Source organism: Pseudomonas sp. 43(2021) (assembly GCF_017490805.1).
Taxonomy (GTDB): domain Bacteria; phylum Pseudomonadota; class Gammaproteobacteria; order Pseudomonadales; family Pseudomonadaceae; genus Aquipseudomonas.
Genome location: NZ_JAFGYJ010000012.1, coordinates 107549 through 124266 on the forward strand (window position 1 = coordinate 107549; position 16718 = coordinate 124266).

Genomic DNA, 16718 nt, shown 5'->3' on the forward strand with positions numbered 1-16718 from the left:
TCCTGACTCGGCTACCTGAAGTGCACTCAGGCACTGAACAGCTGGCGGATTTGTTCGGAAAGGGCGGCAACGTCCTTGTCCAGCAACCAGTCCAGCGTCAGGTACACGGCGACGCAGACCAGCGCGATCAGCGCCAGGTACACCCACAGCGGCACCTCATGGCGCAGCATCTGCGACACCTGATCGGGCAGCGCCCAGTCCGGTGACAGTGCTTTGGGCGCCTTGCGGTAACGGGCAATATCCTGGCCCAGGGTATTGGCCAGGTAGCGCAGCTGGTCTTTCTGGCCGAGGCTGAACTTGCCCTCGAAACCCAGGGCCAGGCACAGGTGGTAGACCTCGAGCACATCGATGTTCTGCTTGACGTCGGCGCGCAGCGCATCGACCTTCTCGAAGAAGCCTTCACCAGCCAGGTGCACGCCGAAGTAGCGGAACTGCAGTGGCTGCAGTTCGAAGTGCTGGCGCAGTTGGTTGTCGCCAGCGCGCAGCACGCTCTCGTCGAGGAAGGCGCACAGCGCGTACTGGGTGTCCTTGACCTGTTCGACGCTGTAGTCGGCGGCGCGGGCTTCACGCTCCAGGTTGGCGAAGAAACGTTCCACGCTCCCTTCGAAGGCCTGCACCGAAGTGACCTGACGGCCACGACGCACGATCAGGGCCATGCTGATGAAGTCCTGGACCAGGTCCTTGAGCGTCGGTTTGTCGTTGGCGGCCGCGACGGCGCCCTGTTGCAATACGGCTTCGGTCATTTGAGCACCGCCATCAGTTCAAGCTTGAGGTTGGTAAAGGCGCTGGGCGCGTAGAAGCAGATGGTCTGGGCATTCATCATTCGCTCGTAGACATGGCCGTGCGGCTCGATGGCGAAATACTGGTTGTCCAGGCGCACCGGGATCGCATTGGGCAGCCGTGCGGCATGGTTGAGGGTGACGCCGGGCATGGCGCTGTTGACCACCACCTCGATGTCTTCCGGCGAGCCGACCTTGAACGCCCGCGGCACCAGTTCCAGCAGGCTGGCGCCGGGCATGTCGGCGTGTACCGAGATATAGAAGTCGGCCTCGGTCAGGCGCGGGTCGCGCAGCTGGCCCTGCCAGTACGACGGTTTGTTCTGGGTGAGGTTGATGACGATGCACTGGTTGGGCACGACGTTGTCGAGCATCACCCGGATCATCTCGTCGAGCTTGACCAGCGACGCGGCCGGGTCGTGGTGGTCGTACTCGGGGATGTTGCTGAGCTGGGTGTCCAGGGTGAAGGTCAACAGGCCACCAGCCAGGTCGGCAAGGAACAGGTACAGGCGTTCCGGGTGCAGGCGCGGGTGGGCCAGCAGATGGGCCAGTTGCGGGTGTGCGCGGTTGACGGTGTTCAGCAGCCAGAACAGGGTAACGTCGCTGGAGCCGAACTCGGCGATCTGGTCGGCACGCTCGCGGCGCCGGCCGGACAGGGCCTTGCTCTTGGCCTGCAGGGCGCCGAGCAGGCGCTTGCCGATGCCGGCCAGGGTCTCGTGGCTGCCCAGGTGCAGGGTCGGGTGGACGAAATGCGGGTCGAGATTGAAACCACCCATGCTGTTGCGGGTCAGCTTGGCCAGCGGGCAGTGGCTGTAGCCGTCCAGGCTGTCACCGTCCACCAGCAGCACCACGTTCAGACGCAGGCTGGTGATTTCGTTTTCCAGCTCGCCCTCGTTGAGGTCGGGCAGGGTATCGAACTGCTTGCGGAAACGCCGCGCGGCCTTGTGTTCCTGGCCGTCCTCGACGTAGTTCAGGCCAAACGGCTCGGGCAGCTTCAAGGCGGCATAGACCTTCAGGTCGTTGGCCTTGAGCAGGTCCTTGAGATCGCGGGCAGCCGGCAGCGGGTCGTGCTGCGGTGCGTCGTACAGGCTGCCATCGGGGAACACCAGCTTCAGGCGTTTGAGCTGCAGCGAACCACTGGCCAGGGCGTCCTCATCCACCTGCAGTGCCTGCACACCCCAATGGAACGGGGTAGTGCGCAGGGTCGCCTCGGCCAGCTGGTGCTGGTGGAACTCATCCTGGTACTGGAAGTGCTGGGGCAGCAGGAACATGCCTTCCGACCACATCACCCGGCTCTGCTTGCTCATTTGACGCTATCCACTAAAGAGTTGAAGGTTGAATCCATGGCGTTCTGCGCCGATTTGCCGGCGGCATCGCTGGCCTTGTCGAGCACGGCGTCCTGCACCTTGTCGGTGAGCGTCGGTGCGTTGTCCCCGGCCTTCTGCGCGGCTGCCAGCTGGTCGGCGGTCGGCGGTTTGTTCAGTACGTCCACGCCACGCATGGCGCTGATTTCGGTGTTGTCCACCAGCACCCGCAGGCCGTCGGAGGAGAACCAGATACCGTCCTTGCGCAGCGAGTTGGCGTCGAAGGCGACTTTCCAGCGCGCGTCCTGTTCGTCACGGAAGAACGCTGCCACGCCGACGTAGCGCGCGCTCTTGGCCAGCGGCCACTGGTCGATCTGGCCGATGCCCGGCAGCAGGGTGATTTCGCGGGCTTCCACCAGGGTGTTGCCCAAGGCCTTTTCCGGGGTGTCCCACAGGGTCTCGGCATCGGTCGCGGCGAAGCGTTCGAGGTCGGTCAGCTGGTACACGCGCATCACCACCGACAGCGGCTTGCCCTCGGCATCGGGGTTGAGCTGGTTGCCGCCGTCGGAGGTCAGGATGACCTTTTCGCTGTCGGCCAGCATGTCGGCCGCCCAGCTGTCTTCCATGCGCTTGCCGATACGGTCGGTGACCCCGCAGCCGGCCAGCGCCACTAACAGGGCAGCTGCGGTCAGGCGTTTGAGGGTGGTGTGCTTGTGTTGCATGACGGCAAAACCTCCGGGTACTGGTCAGGCCAGGCGATAGGCGAAATCGCCATCGCTGCCCAGCTCGATCGCAAGGCGCTCGATCGGCGCGTCCTGGGCCATGCGCTCGAGCACGCGCTGGGCGAGTTCGGGCATCAGGGTCTGGGACAGGATGTTGTCGATGTTGCGCGCACCGCTGTCGACCTCGGTGCAGCGCGCAGCGATGGCCTTGACCAGCGCCTCGTCGTAGCTGAGCTCGGCCTGGTGGTTGCGGGCGAAGCGCTTGGCGATGCGTTGGAGCTTGAGGGCGACGATGCGCTCGAGGATCTGGTCCTGCACCGGGTAGAACGGCACGATGCTCAGGCGGCCGAGGAAGGCCGGCTTGAACACATGGTTGAGCTGGTCACGCAGGTCTTCGACGATCGCTTCGGGCGTCGGCAGCCCGGTGGCGTTCAGGCAGGTCTGCATGATGCGCTCGGTACCGGTATTGGAGGTGAGGATGATCACCGTGTTGCGGAAATTGATCTCGCGGCCTTCGCCATCGTCCAGCACGCCCTTGTCGAACACCTGGAAGAACAGTTCGAGCACGTCGGGGTGGGCTTTTTCCACCTCGTCGAGCAACACCACGCTGTATGGCTTGCGGCGCACCGCCTCGGTCAGCACGCCGCCTTCGCCATAGCCGACATAGCCGGGTGGCGAGCCCTTGAGGCTCGACACGGTGTGGGCTTCCTGGTACTCGGACATGTTGATGGTGATCAGGTTGCGTTCACCGCCGTACAGGGTATCGGCCAGGGCCAGGGCGGTTTCGGTCTTGCCGACGCCGCTGGGGCCAAGCAGCAGGAACACGCCGATCGGTTTGTTCGGGTCTTCCATGCGCGCCCGGGAAATCTTGATGCGCTTGCCGATTTCGTGCAGGGCGTGGTCCTGGCCCAGCACGCGTTCACCAAGCAGGGCCGGCAGGCGCTGCACGGTGTCGATCTCGTCCCGCAGCATCTTGCCCAGCGGGATGCCGGTCCAGCCGCTGATGACCTGGGCGATGGCGCCGCCGTCGACCAGGGCGTGGACCAGTGGCTGGTCGCCCTGCACGCGTGCCAGCTCGGCACGCAGCGCCTTGAGCTGGCCGGCATCGGCGTCGCTGGCGACGTCCAGCGCCTTGAGCTGTTCGACCAGTTCCAGTTCCCGCTGCCACTGCGTGTTCAGCTGGTGCTCCTGCTGCTGTTCGGCCTGCAGCGCGGCCTGCAGCTCACCCAGGCGGCGGGCGTGGTCGTGGCCCTTGCCGGCTTCGTGGCCGAGCACGGCGATTTCGGCATGCAGGTTGTCGATCTGGCGGCGGCAGTCTTCCAGGGCGCCAGGCTGCGACGATTGCGCCAGGGCAATGCGCGCGCAGGCGGTGTCGAGCACGCTGACCGCCTTGTCCGGCAGCTGGCGGCCGGTAATGTAGCGGTTGGACAGGCGCACGGCCTGCACCAGCGCTTCGTCCATCACCGCTACCTTGTGGTGCTCGCGCATCTTGCCGAGCAGGCCGCGCAGCATGTGGATGGCCTTGTCTTCGTCGGGTTCTTCCACCTTGACCACCTGGAAGCGGCGGGCGAGGGCGGCATCTTTCTCGAAGTACTTCTTGTATTCGGCCCAGGTAGTGGCGGCGATGGTGCGCAGCTCGCCACGGGCCAAGGCCGGCTTGAGCAGGTTGGCGGCATCGTTCTGCCCGGCCTGGCCACCGGAACCGATCAAGGTGTGGGCTTCGTCGATGAACAGGATGATCGGGTGCAGGCTGCGTTTTACCTCTTCGATCACTGCCTTGAGACGGTTCTCGAACTCGCCCTTGACCCCGGCACCGGCCTGCAGCAGGCCCAGGTCGAGGGTGTGCAGGGCTACATCCTTGAGCACCGCCGGTACGTCACCCTGGGCGATGCGCAGGGCCAGGCCTTCGACCACGGCGGTTTTGCCGACCCCGGCTTCGCCGGTAAGGATCGGGTTGTTCTGCCGGCGGCGGGTAAGGATATCGACCATCTGCCGTACTTCGAACTCGCGGCCCAGTACCGGGTCGATGCGGCCTTCGCGGGCGCTCTGGGTGAGGTTGACCGTGTACTGGTCCAGCGCCGGGGTCTTGCCGCCGGCCTTGCTCGTACTGTTCACTGGCGCTGCAGGGCTGGCCAGCGGGCTGGCCTGCCTGGACTCGGCGCTGCCTTCCACCAGCGCGGTAAGGTTCAGGCGCAGGTCATCGGCGTTGATTTTCTCCAGCTCCGGCGCCGAGGCGATCACCACGCGACGCAGTTCGGCATCATCGAGCAGGGCCTGCAGCAGGTGAGCGCTGCGCACCTGGCCGACGCCGTATTCGATCGATGCCAGCAACCAGGCTTGTTCGATCATGCGGGTGATGTGCGGCGACAGCGCCGGGGTGCGGGTATTACCTTTCTTGAAGGTGCCCAGGGCTGTGACCAGTTGCGCCTGCAGGCGTTCGGCGACTACCTCGTAGTGGCGCAGGATCGGCGCCAGGTCGCTGTCGCTGTTGTCGAGCAACTGCAGCAGCAGGTGCTCCACCTCCACGTCGTAATGGTGCTCCGACAGGCACAGGGCCGCCGCGCTTTCCGTGGCCGTGCGGCTGGTTTCGTTGAGCTTGGCGAACAGAGACTTCAGGTTCACAAGGCGACCCCATCGTAAGGAATGTGGAAGACGGCGCAACGCGAAGGCTCCGCGTCACGACCAGGGCGTTTGAGCCAGCCCAGCCAGCCCAGGGCGACATTGCCGCTGCGGCCCAGCTGGGCGCGTGGCACCGCCTCGCGCTTGAGGCGCGGGGCAATTTCGAAATCCAGTTCGGCGCCTATATAGAAGCGCACCAGTTCGACCAGCTTGCGGTAGCACGCGGTGCCCGGCTGGAAGCGCTGGTAATCGGCCAGGCCGAGCGGGCCCAGCTCGATGCGGATGCACGACTGGTAGTCCCACACCCGGTTGCCGGCTACGGCGCTGTGGCCGAGCTGGGCATTGCGGCGGCCGAGCTGGGTGCATTGTTCGGGCTGCAGGTGCAGCCAGCGCCCGGCGAACTGGCGGACCTTGATCGGCAGCGAGAAATAGAAGCCGAGCATGCGTTCGAGGTTCAGCGCATTGCGCGGCTTCTGGCTGAGCAGGCCGGCAAAATAGCTGAACAGCTCGCGGCGCAGCGCCATCGGTTGCTGCTCGAACTTGAGTTGCTGCGCGCGCGGGCCGAGGCCGACCAGGTTGAGCAGGTAGCCATCGAAGCCCGAAGTGCCATTGCGCTCGTGCTCGATATGGAATTTGTACTTCTGCCAGGCCTCGTAGAACAGCGTGGTCATGCGGTGCGAGAAGATGTCGAGAAACGCATGGGCGGCATCGTCGCGATACTGCACGTGGCGTTCCAGCAGCAGCTCTGTGTACGGGCGCGGCAGCACGCCCGACGGCCCGACCAGGCCCATGAAGGTGACCTGCACTTCCGACAGCGGCAGGCCGGCCGGCGACACCTTGCCTTCGCGCTCGAAGTGCAGGTCGCTGACCTCGCTGGCCGGGAACGCCAGCGACAGCTGGGTACGAAAACGCAGCGGGTCTTCGTGCGGCCGGGTTGCCAGGTCCATGCGCCCGGTGCGGCTGTAGTGCAGGCGGAGCAGGCGCACCAATTGAAAGAATTCGAATCGGTGCGGCTCGGCTCGGGCCTGATCGATCAGACCAGGGGCTGATCGCCGGTACGTGCTGGCCATTGGACGACTCTCTTTTCTCGTTGTTGGGTGCGCAGGGTCAGTTGGGTGAAGCTGTTCATCGAGCAGTACTGGCCGAAGAAGTGGTCCAGCACCATGCCGAACAGGAACACGCCGCTGCCGGTGAACTGGCTTTCGTCCAGGGTCAGGGTGATGCCGACGCCACGCACGAAGTTCGGCCGTGGGTGGCCGATGCGTGCGACCACCGGCTCGCTGCTGATCGCCTTGATGCCGTTGATCTGTTTGCGAATGGCGGAAACATTGCGGTAGTTGTACAGCGACAACAGCTCCAGCAGTACTTCGCGGCCCTGGCTGACCAGCGACATATGGTTCAGCGACAGGTGGGCAATCAACCGCCAGATCAGGCCCTTGCCCAGGGGCACACGCACCGTGGCGGTGGGCTTGCGCAGGCAGCGGATATCCTTGATCACCGAGTTGGCGGGAATGTTGAAGTCACCACGTTCGCCGCCGAACGGCAGCATCAGCGGTACATCGCGGTTGCTGCAGGTAAGGCCGATGCTGAGGGTGTCGCTGCTGGCGTCGATCAGCTCCAGGTCGCGGTCGACCACGCGGATGCTCATGGCAGTGGCGTCGCCCTGGTTGCGCCGGCGCGCCACCCAGAAGCTGCTGTGCGGGTCCTGCTCGCCACGGGGTTCGAAAAACGGGTGGCAGGTGGCGACCTGGTCGATGCCGCCGAGTTTGCGCACCCGCCGTACGCGGTCGATCGAGATCACTTCGGCAGCGTTGTGCAGCCGTGTATCGGGAGTGACCGGGTATTCGTGCTGGGTGTGGGTCAGCTTGATCGGCTCGGCTTGCTGGCGGAACAGGTTGATGATTGGTGTGCAGTTGAGCTTGAAGTTGTTGCGCCCGATGTTCTGGGTCAGCCGCGCCAGGCGCTCGCTGAGGTCGTAGTCGGAGAAATAGAAGTTGATCTCGACCTGCTCGATGGCCTTGCCCTGCAGGATGCGGGCAAAGCCGCTCAGGTCGAAGAACATGAACTTGTCGGGGAAGGTGAAGTACTCGTGCAGCAGGCGGTAGCCCAGGAACGAGCGCTCGGAGTAGTCCACCAGGCCTTCGTCACGGGCGTAGCCCACGGCTTTCAGGGCATTGGTCGGCAAGGCCACTTCGCGGCTGCGGCCCTGGTCCTGGAAACTCAGGGTGGCCTTGGCCAGGTTGTTGAACAGCAGCTCGTACAGCTGCAGCATCAGGGTCGCTTCGCCGTCGAGGAAGAACCGCAGGCGGTCCAGTTCCATCTGCCCGAACAGGGCATCGCCGGTGGCTGCCAGGCGGATGCGCAGGCGTGCGACCAGGTCGGCGCTGTGACCGTTGAATGCCGAACGCTCCAGTTCGGCGAACGAAGCCTGCTGCACGGCAATAGGCCACAGCTCTACCGGGTAGCAGGTGCGGAACTTGCACACCACACCTTCCACGGCATTGGCATGCATCTCGGTATGGCGTGCCACCCGGTAGGCTTCGGTGACTTTCTCGTGCTTGCCCAGGCTCAGCTCGGCAATCGACATCGACGGGGTAGGGCGCAGGTAGTGCGGGTACAGTACCTCGAGGAAGGATTCGACGATTTCCGGAAACTCGTCATCGAGCTTCTTGTGCACCCGCGCAGACAGGAACGAGAACGCTTCGATCAGGCGCTCGGTGTGCGGGTCTTCGCAGTTGTCGCCTTCGATCAACAGCCGCGAAGCGATTTTCGGGTACTGCGCAGCAAACTCCTGGCCGAGGAAGCGCAGGTGCGACAGTTCCTTTTCGTAGTAGGGCAGCAGTTCGTCGAGCATCAGTTGAGGTTCTGCACTTTGTATTCCTGGGTGTTGACCTGCAGCACGGCGTCGAATGACACCTGGCGGCTGATGTCCTGCAGACGCAACACGGCGTCCACGCGGAAGGTCAACATGCGGTGGCCGTTCTGCTGGGCCAGCAGCTGTACGCGGACACGGCGAAAGCGCCGGTCCCCTGTGCTGATCGCCCGCTCCAGTTGCTGCTGGATCAGGTGGCGATCATGCGGGTCGAGCACGCTGCGGCTGATGAAGTCGGGCATGCCGTATTCGAGGATGGAGCCACCGAGCTGGCTGAAGCCCTCCAGCTCTTCGGCGACCAGGCACTGGCGGGTGTTCACCAGTACCTCGAGGTCACGGACGATGCTGGCCTTGTACTCGCTCAGCGAGCAGGTGCGTTGCGCGGCTGGCTCGGCCGACTGGTACGGACGGTCGTCCAGCAGTCGGTCGAGCAGCGAGGGCAGCAGGCGGGCCTGGTTACTCATGTGTCATCCCTGTACACACCGGCCTGTCAGCCGCGCGCGCCCTGTGGCAGCTCGGCAACCAGGCGCAGCGAAGCAGTCAGCTCATCCAGCTGGTAGTGCGGGCGCAGGTAGGTCACGGCCTTGTACACACCTGGTTTGCCTGGCACTTCGAACACCTCGGCGCGGGCTTCGCGCAGCGGGAACTTGGCCTTGGCCTCCTGGCTGGCGGTGTCGTCGAGCAGCACGTAGCTGGCCAGCCACTGGTTGAGGAAGCGCTCCACATCCATGCGCGAGGCGAAGCTGCCGATCTTGTCGCGCATGATCGCCTTCATGTAGTGGGCAATGCGCGAAGTGGCGAAGATGTACTGCAGCTGGGCCGACAGGCGCGCGTTGGCGTTGGCGATGTCGGTGTTGTACTGCTTCTGCTTCTGCGCCGACTGGGTGCCGAAGAACGCGGCATAGTCGGTGCCCTTGCAGTGCACCAGGGGGATGAAGCCCAGGTCCGACAGCTCTTTTTCGCGGCGGTCGGTGATGGCGATTTCGGTCGGGCACTTGAGGGCGATTTCGCCGTCGTCGGTCTTGAAGGTGTGGGTTGGCAGGCCTTCGACCAGGCCGCCACCTTCCACGCCGCGGATGGCCACGCACCAGCCGTAGCGGGCGAAGGCATCGGTAACGCGGGTGCCGAGGGCGTAGGCGGCGTTCATCCACAGGTACTTGTTGTGGTCACGGCCATCGACGCTTTCGACGAAGTTGAATTCTTCCACCGGGGTGGTGTCCGGGCCATACGGCAGGCGACCGAGCACGTGCGGCAGGGTAAGGCCGACGTAGCGCGAGTCTTCCGAGGCGCGGAACGACTTCCACTTGGCGTATTCCACGGTGTCGAAGATCTTTGCCAGGTCACGCGGGCCGGACATCTCGGTGAACGAGTCCCAGCCGAACAGCTCGGGGGAGGCGGCCGATATGAACGGGGCATGGGCTGCTGCGGCGACGTGCGAGATCTCCTCCAGCAGGTACATGTCTTCGGGGTTGCGGTTGAATTCGTAGTCACCGATCAGCATGCCGAAAGGCGCGCCACCGAAGGTGCCGTACTCTTCTTCGTAGACCTTCTTGAACAGCGCGCTCTGGTCGAATTCGCTGGCGGCCTTCAGGTCGCGTACCAGGTCTTTCTTCGAGGCATTGAGCAGGTGGATCTTCAGCGTAGTGCTGGTCTCGGTCTGGTCTACCTGGTACTTCAGGCCGCGCCAGGAAGCTTCCAGCTGCTGGAATTCGCTGGCGTGCATGATCTCGTTCATCTGCTCCGAGAGCATCGCGTCGATCTCGGCGATACGCGAATCGAGCACGGCGATCAGGTCCTTGCTCGGGGTCATCTCGCCCTCGAGTACCTGGTTCACCAGTTCGCCAATCAGGTCGCGGGTGCGGTTGCGCTCGGTGTCGGAGCGGGCCACGCGGCTTTGCGAAATGATGCTGTCGAGCAGCGAGGGCTGTGGCGCGAAGTTTTCCACTTCGACCAGGTCGCCGGCCTGTTGCGGTGCGGTTTGCTTGTCGGTCATGTTCGGGCTCCTGCTCAGGCGTGATCGCTGCTGGATGGGTCTTTCACTTCGGCTTCACGGCCGAATTCCTTGCCCAGGGTCTTGAGCTTCTCGGTGTTCTGCAGCACGTCCATCAGCAGCTCCTCGAGCTTGTCGTTGCCGCCCATCTTGTTGCGCAGGTCGGCCAGCTTGTTGCGTACCTCCAGCAGCTTGCGCAGCGGCTCGACCTGCTTGACCACGTTCTGTGGCTCGAAGTCTTCGAGGCTGTTGAAGTTCAGCTCCACGCCCAGCTGGGTGCCGTTCTTGGCCAGGGTGTTGTCGACACGGTAGGTCAGACGCGGCTTGATGCCCTTGAGCACGCCGTTGAAGTTGTCACGGTCGATGTAGACAAACTTGCGGTCCTTGAGCTTGGGCAGCGGCTCCAGCGGGTTGCCGGAAAAGTCGCCCATTACGCCGACGACGAAGGGCAGCTCCTTTTTCTCGATGGCATCGCCGATGTCCACGTCGTAGGTGATATGGACCCGAGGCGCGCGAACGCGGTCGAGTTTGTGCTGAGTGCTTTCCTTCTTCGCCATCGTGTTCTCCAGTGCGAGCAATTCGCTGCGAATCATTGCGCGGCCCGTTGCCGGGCGCTGCGCGTTACAGTCCTTCGATCGTCAGCAGCAGGCGCTGACGGATTTCGTCGTTCATTTCCAGGATGTTGTCGCGGCCCACCAGCTCTTCGAAGCTGGTGTTGCCGGCAATCTGCGTGCTGCTGCGGATGACCGAGTCGTCAGGCAGTTCAGAGCGCACCGGCGAGCTGATGACGCAGAACGGCAGGTCGCCAAAGCCCTTGAGGCGTTCGAAGCTGAGGCTGTAGCGCAGGCCCTCGAACAGCCGGCCAAGGCCAGGCGACTTGCTCAGGCAGTAGAACAGCACCAGGTAGTGCACCACGAAGCGGTACAGCTCGGCGCTGCTGCGGTTGGGGTCTTTGATGACGTTGCGAAACCGCGCCAGGTCGAAGGCGTGGAAGCCCACCACCCAGCGGGTCGGGCTGGTGATGCGGATGACCTGGCCGCTGTGTTCCAGGGCCTTGTCGTATTCCAGCGGGAACAGTTCGGGGGTGGTGCTGATCAGGTTGAGCGGTACTTCCAGTTCGGTGACCAACTGGAACGGCGCAGCCGAGCCGATACGTTCGTAGAGTTCGACCAGGGCCTGGAAATGGCCCTGGGTTTCGCGCCCGCTGCTGCGCTGGGCGCCTTGCAGGTATTCGCCAAACAGGGTTTGCGGACGGATCAGCGGTGCCACGGTGGCGAGGTAATCCGCCGCCTGCGCCTTCAGCGCATCGGAGATCGCCCGCGTCTGGCTACGCAGCTTGATCAGTGCTTCGACATCGAATGTCTGTGTCATCGGTGCATCGTCCATGTGCCTGCTTGATCGTCCTGAAACGCCAATGGCGTGGACCTGAAATTGCGCCTCTCGACGGCGGCAAACTTGAGTGCTGGCACATGAATATCGTGTTGCCAGCAATGCCGAGTAGGGCACCTCGCTGCGGAAGAAGTTCCGGCGAGGAAGGCAATTTTTTCCCCGCTTTGTGATGTGACGCAATGATGGCGTCGTGATATTGACTGGGGTTTCGGGCGCGGGAAATGGGAGTTCAAGCCCTAAAATTTGGGTGTGCGAGGGGTATGAGCGTGAGAAAATTTCTTTGCAAAAGTTTTTTGCAAAAAGTGAATCCGGTCTCATTTTTTGCGCGGATCGTATTCTCCGGAGGTGTTGCCAAAGCACGTCTGGATGATGGCAGCGCGACGGAATGCGCCGCGCGCAAGGGTGTTATCAAGCGTGGTCCATCCGTTTGGATGGCCTATGCCGTACCTGCAGAGGCAACGGTCTGGTCAATAACCTTGAAAACGAGCATGATCACTATGGGAGCGGGCACGCCCGCGAAGCAGGCGACGCGGTGGATGGCCGCCTGCTCCGGTCGCGCAGGGGCAGGTCAGTGACATGGTCTGCGGTGGGCCTTTCCACCTCGCGCCAGGTGGATGAACTCGACGAGCTGGCTTGCGACAGCCATTGATGGCCACGCTACGTCGGCTAATGAAAAGTGACGGGTAGAGTCGAGTTCCATGATCACTACTGAACGTTTTTTTGGGGGCATTTGGGCGTTCTGGTTTTTGCTGCTGATGATTTCAGTGTTCATGCTGGGGGTGGCGCCAAAAATTGTCTTCGTGCCCATGGCAGTGGCGACAGTCATGACGTTCTGCTGGTGCGTGAAATGCGCTCATCGTTGACCCAGAACAATTGCCAGGCAGAGCCCGATATCACCAGCTTAGGACAGGGCGAGTAGCCTCTGCCAAGCAGCGCAAGGGTCGTCAGAACCATAACGGCAGGGACGACGTAGAGCAGCGTCTTCAGGGAAAGCCCGAACATCAGCGCCTGGAAGCGGTGCAGTCGTGTGCCTGCGGGCGGGTCGAATTTTTTCCCGGTCCAGGCACATATCGCACAACCAACCAGCAGAATTGCCACCGCCGGCGGTGCCATGAGCAGGCCGAACGCGAGGTAAGGTGTTTCCACGACAGGCGCGCCACGCAGTAATCTGCCGTACAGCGGGAACAGGTAGTTGATGTAGGCGTAGACCGAGAAGGCCGCGACCAACAGCATGGCGATGATCATGCCGACAGCCAGCAGTCTGATATTAAGGGGCGATGATACAGATGAAGTTTATGAGTATCGAATTTTCATCTATAGAGCCCTGCTGTACTAGTGTTTCTCACTGCTGTCCATCAGCTTGCGTGCAAATAGCTCGATTGCCAACACGCTTGCAGGGTTGCTCGTCGCTGTTGTAAAAATCAGGTTTGAAGCAATATCGCACATCATTGACCCAGTACACCTTCCAGGCCGACCCTGAAATCAGGAGTTTCTGGCACGGGGTGTACCCCTTCGACCACAGGCCAAAAGTCACGAGTAATGCCAGCGCCGGCGCAATATAGATCATTGACCAAAGTGTCAATTTGTATGAGTTATGTTGAAAGCGGAACATCCGGGAATGGGGGGGCGTGTCGAATTTTTTCGCGCGCCAGCAGGCATGCAGTGATGTAACAACTATGATTGGGGTGACCGTACACATGGCGATGAGCATAAACACCAGATAGGGCGTCACCACGATTGGGGCATTCGTTAAGAGCCTTCCGAACAAGGAGAGTAGATTGCTCCCAAGCCAATAAGCTGACAGAATGCCCAATATCGAAGTTGCTAGGCCAGTCGCGAGGGCCATGAGACGAAACAGGTGGGGAGAGCGCTCGTGGAGCTCATGAGGTTGAATAGTCATGGTTAAAACTTTGGAAAGTTGAACGTCGGGAGTGAGGGCATAGAGGGAAGTTCAGGCACAGTAGGCCATCCAGGCAGATTGAGGTCTCCTGGCTGAAGTTTTTGCAGTGCCCAGCGCTTGGCCTCGTTATAGAGAGTGTCTGCCACCTCGCTAGCAATATTGGTGATTTGTTTCTCTGCGTATTTTTGCAAGTCCTTGGTACTAATCTGCATGGCCTGCTGGCCCAAATATTCAATTTGGTCCACGGCATACCGAAGGCCCGCTTTAACCGAGTTTTTTATTCCATAGCGGACATCAAGCTCGTTAAGCCCAACGCCAACTGCGAATACAACGGCAGCCCCCAGGATGACGGGTGCGGCGGCGAAAGTGGCCATTGAGCCAATGGCCAGCCCGAAAGCATACCCGATCGCCGAAGCTATACCGGCTTTGATCAGCTCAACGCCAATACCGCCAAACAGGTCGCTCATCACATGCTCGTCGGCAAATACCCATTCTGCGACTTCGATGGCTACCGCCACATAACACGAAAGCTTGAAGCCTTTGATCGACGAACCGCGCACACCGTATTTGCCGATGCCCATGCTGACCAGCTTGGCGTTCTGGATGCCATAACGGGGAGCATTTAGCGTCTTGCGCAGGCCTGGGTAGCCGGTGAGGATCACGTACTGCTTGCCGTTGCGTATGGTGTAGCGCACCTTTGTGCCCAGCCCGTTCATGTCGCGAATGAAACCGGCAGTATTTTTCATGTCCCATGCGGCCATGGCCGTGGGCACGCCCCAGGTCGTATTGACGAAGGTGTGGGGCAGGCCGTTGTAGGTGGATTTCACGCTCTGCCAGGTGCCGGTCAGCATGTCGCCCTGGGTGCGTGTGCACACTTGTGGAGCCTGCGTTGCACCGTGAGTTCTCTGGGCGAACTGGGCTTGTGCCTGAAAGTCCTCGATCGACATGATCACCATCTCCCGGTGATTCTGGTCCATCTCCCGGTCCAGTTGGCTGAGTTGGTTTTCACTCACGCTCATGGCGATTCTTCTCCCTGAAATTCGCAGTGTATTGCCTCTCGGCTGAGCGCAAGGAGCGTACACCCCCGATGACCGACTGATCAAACCGATGGACACAATACGATGCAATTAACCAAAAAACCGCCTGCTGCTCTACAGTCCGCGATACTGCTTCCCGTAGAAGCATTTTGACGTCAGCTTGATGGAATCTGGCGTATCGCCATCATTTGACAGCCTCTTTTAAGCGCGTTTTCATTGCAAGATTTCCAGCTTGATGCAGGATGCATTGACATGATTACGGACGCCCTCGAATCGATCCTCACGCAGCATCAACGTCTGTTTACCTTCGACTCGCCGCTGCCGCCCGAACAAGAACTGCAACTGCTGAGCTTCAGCGGCCGCGAGGGGATTTCGGAGCTGTTCAGTTTCCAGGTGCAGCTTATCTCCCAGGATGCGCGCATCGAGCTCAAGAAGCTCATCGGCAAGAAAGTGACGGTAGGGATCGCCCTGGCTGATGGCAGCACACGCTACATCAGCGCGCACGTGTCGGACTTCGTCCATGCTGGTGCCGACGGCGGCATTGCCAATTACACTGCCGAACTCGTGCCGTGGATATGGATCCTCAGCCGTCGCCGCGATTCGCGGATATTCCAGGACAAGACCACCGAGCAGATCGTCAAGGACGTCTTTGCGTACTACCTGACCCTGGCCGATTACGAGTTTCGTCTGAGCCAACCGCTCAAACCGATCAGCTACTGCACCCAGTACCAGGAGTCGGACCTGAACTTCGTGTTGCGCCTGCTCGAGCAAGAAGGGCTGTTTTTCACCTTCGAGCACTCCCAGGAAGGCCATCGCATGATCATCAGCGATGACAGCAGCATGCTTCCGCAGCTGGAGCGCCAACCGCTGATTCGTTACCACAGTGCTTCAGTCACCGAAACCGCAGACTCGATCACCAAATGGTCTTCGGCGCGGCGGATGCAACCAACGCGCCTGGCCTTGAAATCCTTCGACTACAAGCAACCGGGCAACCCACACCTGGTGCAGTTGAATTCCGTCAACCAGCAGGGCGAGGTCGGCCAGTATGAAGTCTTCGAATACGAAGGTCTCTACGGCTACGCCGATGCCGATGAAGGCGTGCGCAAGGCGCGGCGTCGGCTGGAGGCGATGGAAGTGGACGGCAAGACCTTCCATGGCGAGAGCAACTGTCGCGTCATGGAGCCTGGCTACTACTTTGAATTGAGTCAGCATTACGATCACGACAATGACGCCCCGGATGACCGACAGTTTCTGCTGCTTTCGGTTACCCACTGGGGGCAGAACAACTACACCAACGACGGTGAGGCGGGCTACCGCAACAGCTTCAGCTGCATTCGCCGGAAAATTCCGTTCCGCCCTGCATTGAACACGCCTAGGGCGGGCATCAGCGGGCCGCAGACTGCCATCATCGTCGGCCCCCCCGGCGAAGAGATCTACACCGATGAACTGGGCCGGGTGAAGTTACAGTTCCACTGGGACCGCAACGGCGAGTTCAACGACCAGAGCTCCTGCTGGGTACGCGTCGCCCAATCTGGTGCCAGCGGTGGCTTCGGCAGCATCCAGATCCCACGCGTGGGCGACGAAGTGGTGGTGGTGTTCCTCGATGGCAACCCCGACCGCCCGCTGATCATGGGCAGCCTGTACAACAGCACCAACACCCCGCCATGGTCGCTGCCGGCGAACAAGACCCAGAGTGGTTTCCTGACCCGGTCGATGAAGGGCGACGGCGGTACCGCCAACTTCTTCCGCTTCGAGGACAAGGCTGGCGCCGAGCAGATCATCATGCATGCCGAGCGCAACATGGATACCGAGATCGAGCTGGATGAAACCCATGATGTGGGGAACAACCGGACGATTACGGTGGGCGGCACGCACACCGAAACGGTCAAGAAAGACACCATGGTGCAAGTGACCGAAGGTTCCTACACCCTGCAGGTCGACAACCAGTTCATACAGGTGGCTGCCAAGCAGCACATCATCCTGCAGGTGGGCGACAGCAGCATCACGCTGACCCCGGAAGGCATCGAGATCAAAGGCAAGGTCATCGTGACCACCAGCACCGACACCACCCAGATCACTGGCGCTGCAGTGCGGATCAACGACTGAGGC

16 protein-coding genes are annotated in these 16718 nt (G+C 61.6%); 2 read left to right on the forward strand and 14 right to left on the reverse strand.

Going from position 1 to position 16718, the window contains the following annotated elements:
- Positions 1-26: 26 nt before the first annotated feature.
- The 10 genes from icmH to J5M71_RS12845 all read right to left on the reverse strand — a co-directional run bounded on the left by icmH (position 27) and on the right by J5M71_RS12845 (position 11654).
- Positions 27-743: a type IVB secretion system protein IcmH/DotU gene (icmH, locus tag J5M71_RS12800; protein WP_207832653.1), complete on the reverse strand. Its 717-nt coding sequence runs from the start codon at positions 741-743 to the stop codon at positions 27-29.
- Positions 740-2083, reverse strand: a complete 1344-nt coding sequence (gene tssK, locus J5M71_RS12805) for a type VI secretion system baseplate subunit TssK (protein WP_207832654.1) — start codon at positions 2081-2083, stop codon at positions 740-742. The genes icmH and tssK overlap by 4 nt, the downstream gene beginning before the upstream one ends.
- Entirely contained in the window at positions 2080-2802 is a 723-nt protein-coding gene (gene tssJ / locus J5M71_RS12810) for a type VI secretion system lipoprotein TssJ (protein ID WP_207832656.1), read from the reverse strand. Before tssJ ends, tssK begins: the two co-directional genes overlap by 4 nt.
- Positions 2803-2826: 24 nt before the next feature.
- Positions 2827-5424: a type VI secretion system ATPase TssH gene (gene tssH, locus J5M71_RS12815; protein ID WP_207832658.1), complete on the reverse strand. Its 2598-nt coding sequence runs from the start codon at positions 5422-5424 to the stop codon at positions 2827-2829.
- The gene (tssG, locus tag J5M71_RS12820) at positions 5421-6491 is read right to left on the reverse strand and encodes a type VI secretion system baseplate subunit TssG (RefSeq protein WP_207832661.1); all 1071 of its coding nucleotides are present in this window, start codon (positions 6489-6491) and stop codon (positions 5421-5423) included. The genes tssH and tssG overlap by 4 nt, the downstream gene beginning before the upstream one ends.
- Positions 6455-8275 carry a type VI secretion system baseplate subunit TssF gene (gene tssF, locus J5M71_RS12825; protein WP_207832663.1) on the reverse strand — a complete coding sequence of 607 codons (1821 nt, stop codon included), beginning with the start codon at positions 8273-8275 and terminating at the stop codon, positions 6455-6457. The genes tssG and tssF overlap by 37 nt, the downstream gene beginning before the upstream one ends.
- The gene (gene tssE, locus J5M71_RS12830; protein ID WP_087501634.1) at positions 8275-8757 is read right to left on the reverse strand and encodes a type VI secretion system baseplate subunit TssE; all 483 of its coding nucleotides are present in this window, start codon (positions 8755-8757) and stop codon (positions 8275-8277) included. Before tssE ends, tssF begins: the two co-directional genes overlap by 1 nt.
- A 26-nt stretch (positions 8758-8783) precedes the next feature.
- Positions 8784-10286, reverse strand: coding sequence for a type VI secretion system contractile sheath large subunit (gene tssC / locus J5M71_RS12835; RefSeq protein ID WP_207832665.1), 1503 nt, complete (start codon positions 10284-10286; stop codon positions 8784-8786).
- A gap of 14 nt (positions 10287-10300) precedes the next feature.
- Positions 10301-10840: a type VI secretion system contractile sheath small subunit gene (tssB, locus tag J5M71_RS12840; protein ID WP_207832667.1), complete on the reverse strand. Its 540-nt coding sequence runs from the start codon at positions 10838-10840 to the stop codon at positions 10301-10303.
- A gap of 64 nt (positions 10841-10904) precedes the next feature.
- Complete coding sequence (locus J5M71_RS12845; RefSeq protein WP_024087178.1) at positions 10905-11654, reverse strand: hypothetical protein; 750 nt, start codon at positions 11652-11654, stop codon at positions 10905-10907.
- Positions 11655-11938: 284 nt separating this feature from the next.
- Between J5M71_RS12845 and J5M71_RS12850 the strand changes: the two genes are divergently transcribed.
- The gene (locus tag J5M71_RS12850) at positions 11939-12247 is read left to right on the forward strand and encodes a hypothetical protein (protein WP_177342437.1); all 309 of its coding nucleotides are present in this window, start codon (positions 11939-11941) and stop codon (positions 12245-12247) included.
- Here J5M71_RS12850 and J5M71_RS12855 read toward each other — a convergent pair.
- The 4 genes from J5M71_RS12855 to J5M71_RS12870 all read right to left on the reverse strand — a co-directional run bounded on the left by J5M71_RS12855 (position 12241) and on the right by J5M71_RS12870 (position 14591).
- Complete coding sequence (locus tag J5M71_RS12855; protein WP_061552521.1) at positions 12241-12498, reverse strand: hypothetical protein; 258 nt, start codon at positions 12496-12498, stop codon at positions 12241-12243. The genes J5M71_RS12850 and J5M71_RS12855 overlap by 7 nt on opposite strands.
- Complete coding sequence (locus J5M71_RS12860; RefSeq protein WP_233694840.1) at positions 12495-12917, reverse strand: hypothetical protein; 423 nt, start codon at positions 12915-12917, stop codon at positions 12495-12497. Before J5M71_RS12860 ends, J5M71_RS12855 begins: the two co-directional genes overlap by 4 nt.
- A 97-nt stretch (positions 12918-13014) precedes the next feature.
- Positions 13015-13572 (reverse strand): hypothetical protein, encoded by a 558-nt coding sequence (locus J5M71_RS12865; protein WP_207832669.1) that lies wholly within the window; start codon positions 13570-13572, stop codon positions 13015-13017.
- Between the two features lie 2 nt (positions 13573-13574).
- Positions 13575-14591, reverse strand: a complete 1017-nt coding sequence (locus tag J5M71_RS12870) for a hypothetical protein (protein ID WP_087501629.1) — start codon at positions 14589-14591, stop codon at positions 13575-13577.
- 270 nt (positions 14592-14861) lie between these two features.
- Between J5M71_RS12870 and tssI the strand changes: the two genes are divergently transcribed.
- Complete coding sequence (gene tssI / locus J5M71_RS12875) at positions 14862-16715, forward strand: type VI secretion system Vgr family protein (protein WP_207832671.1); 1854 nt, start codon at positions 14862-14864, stop codon at positions 16713-16715.
- Positions 16716-16718: the final 3 nt, after the last annotated feature.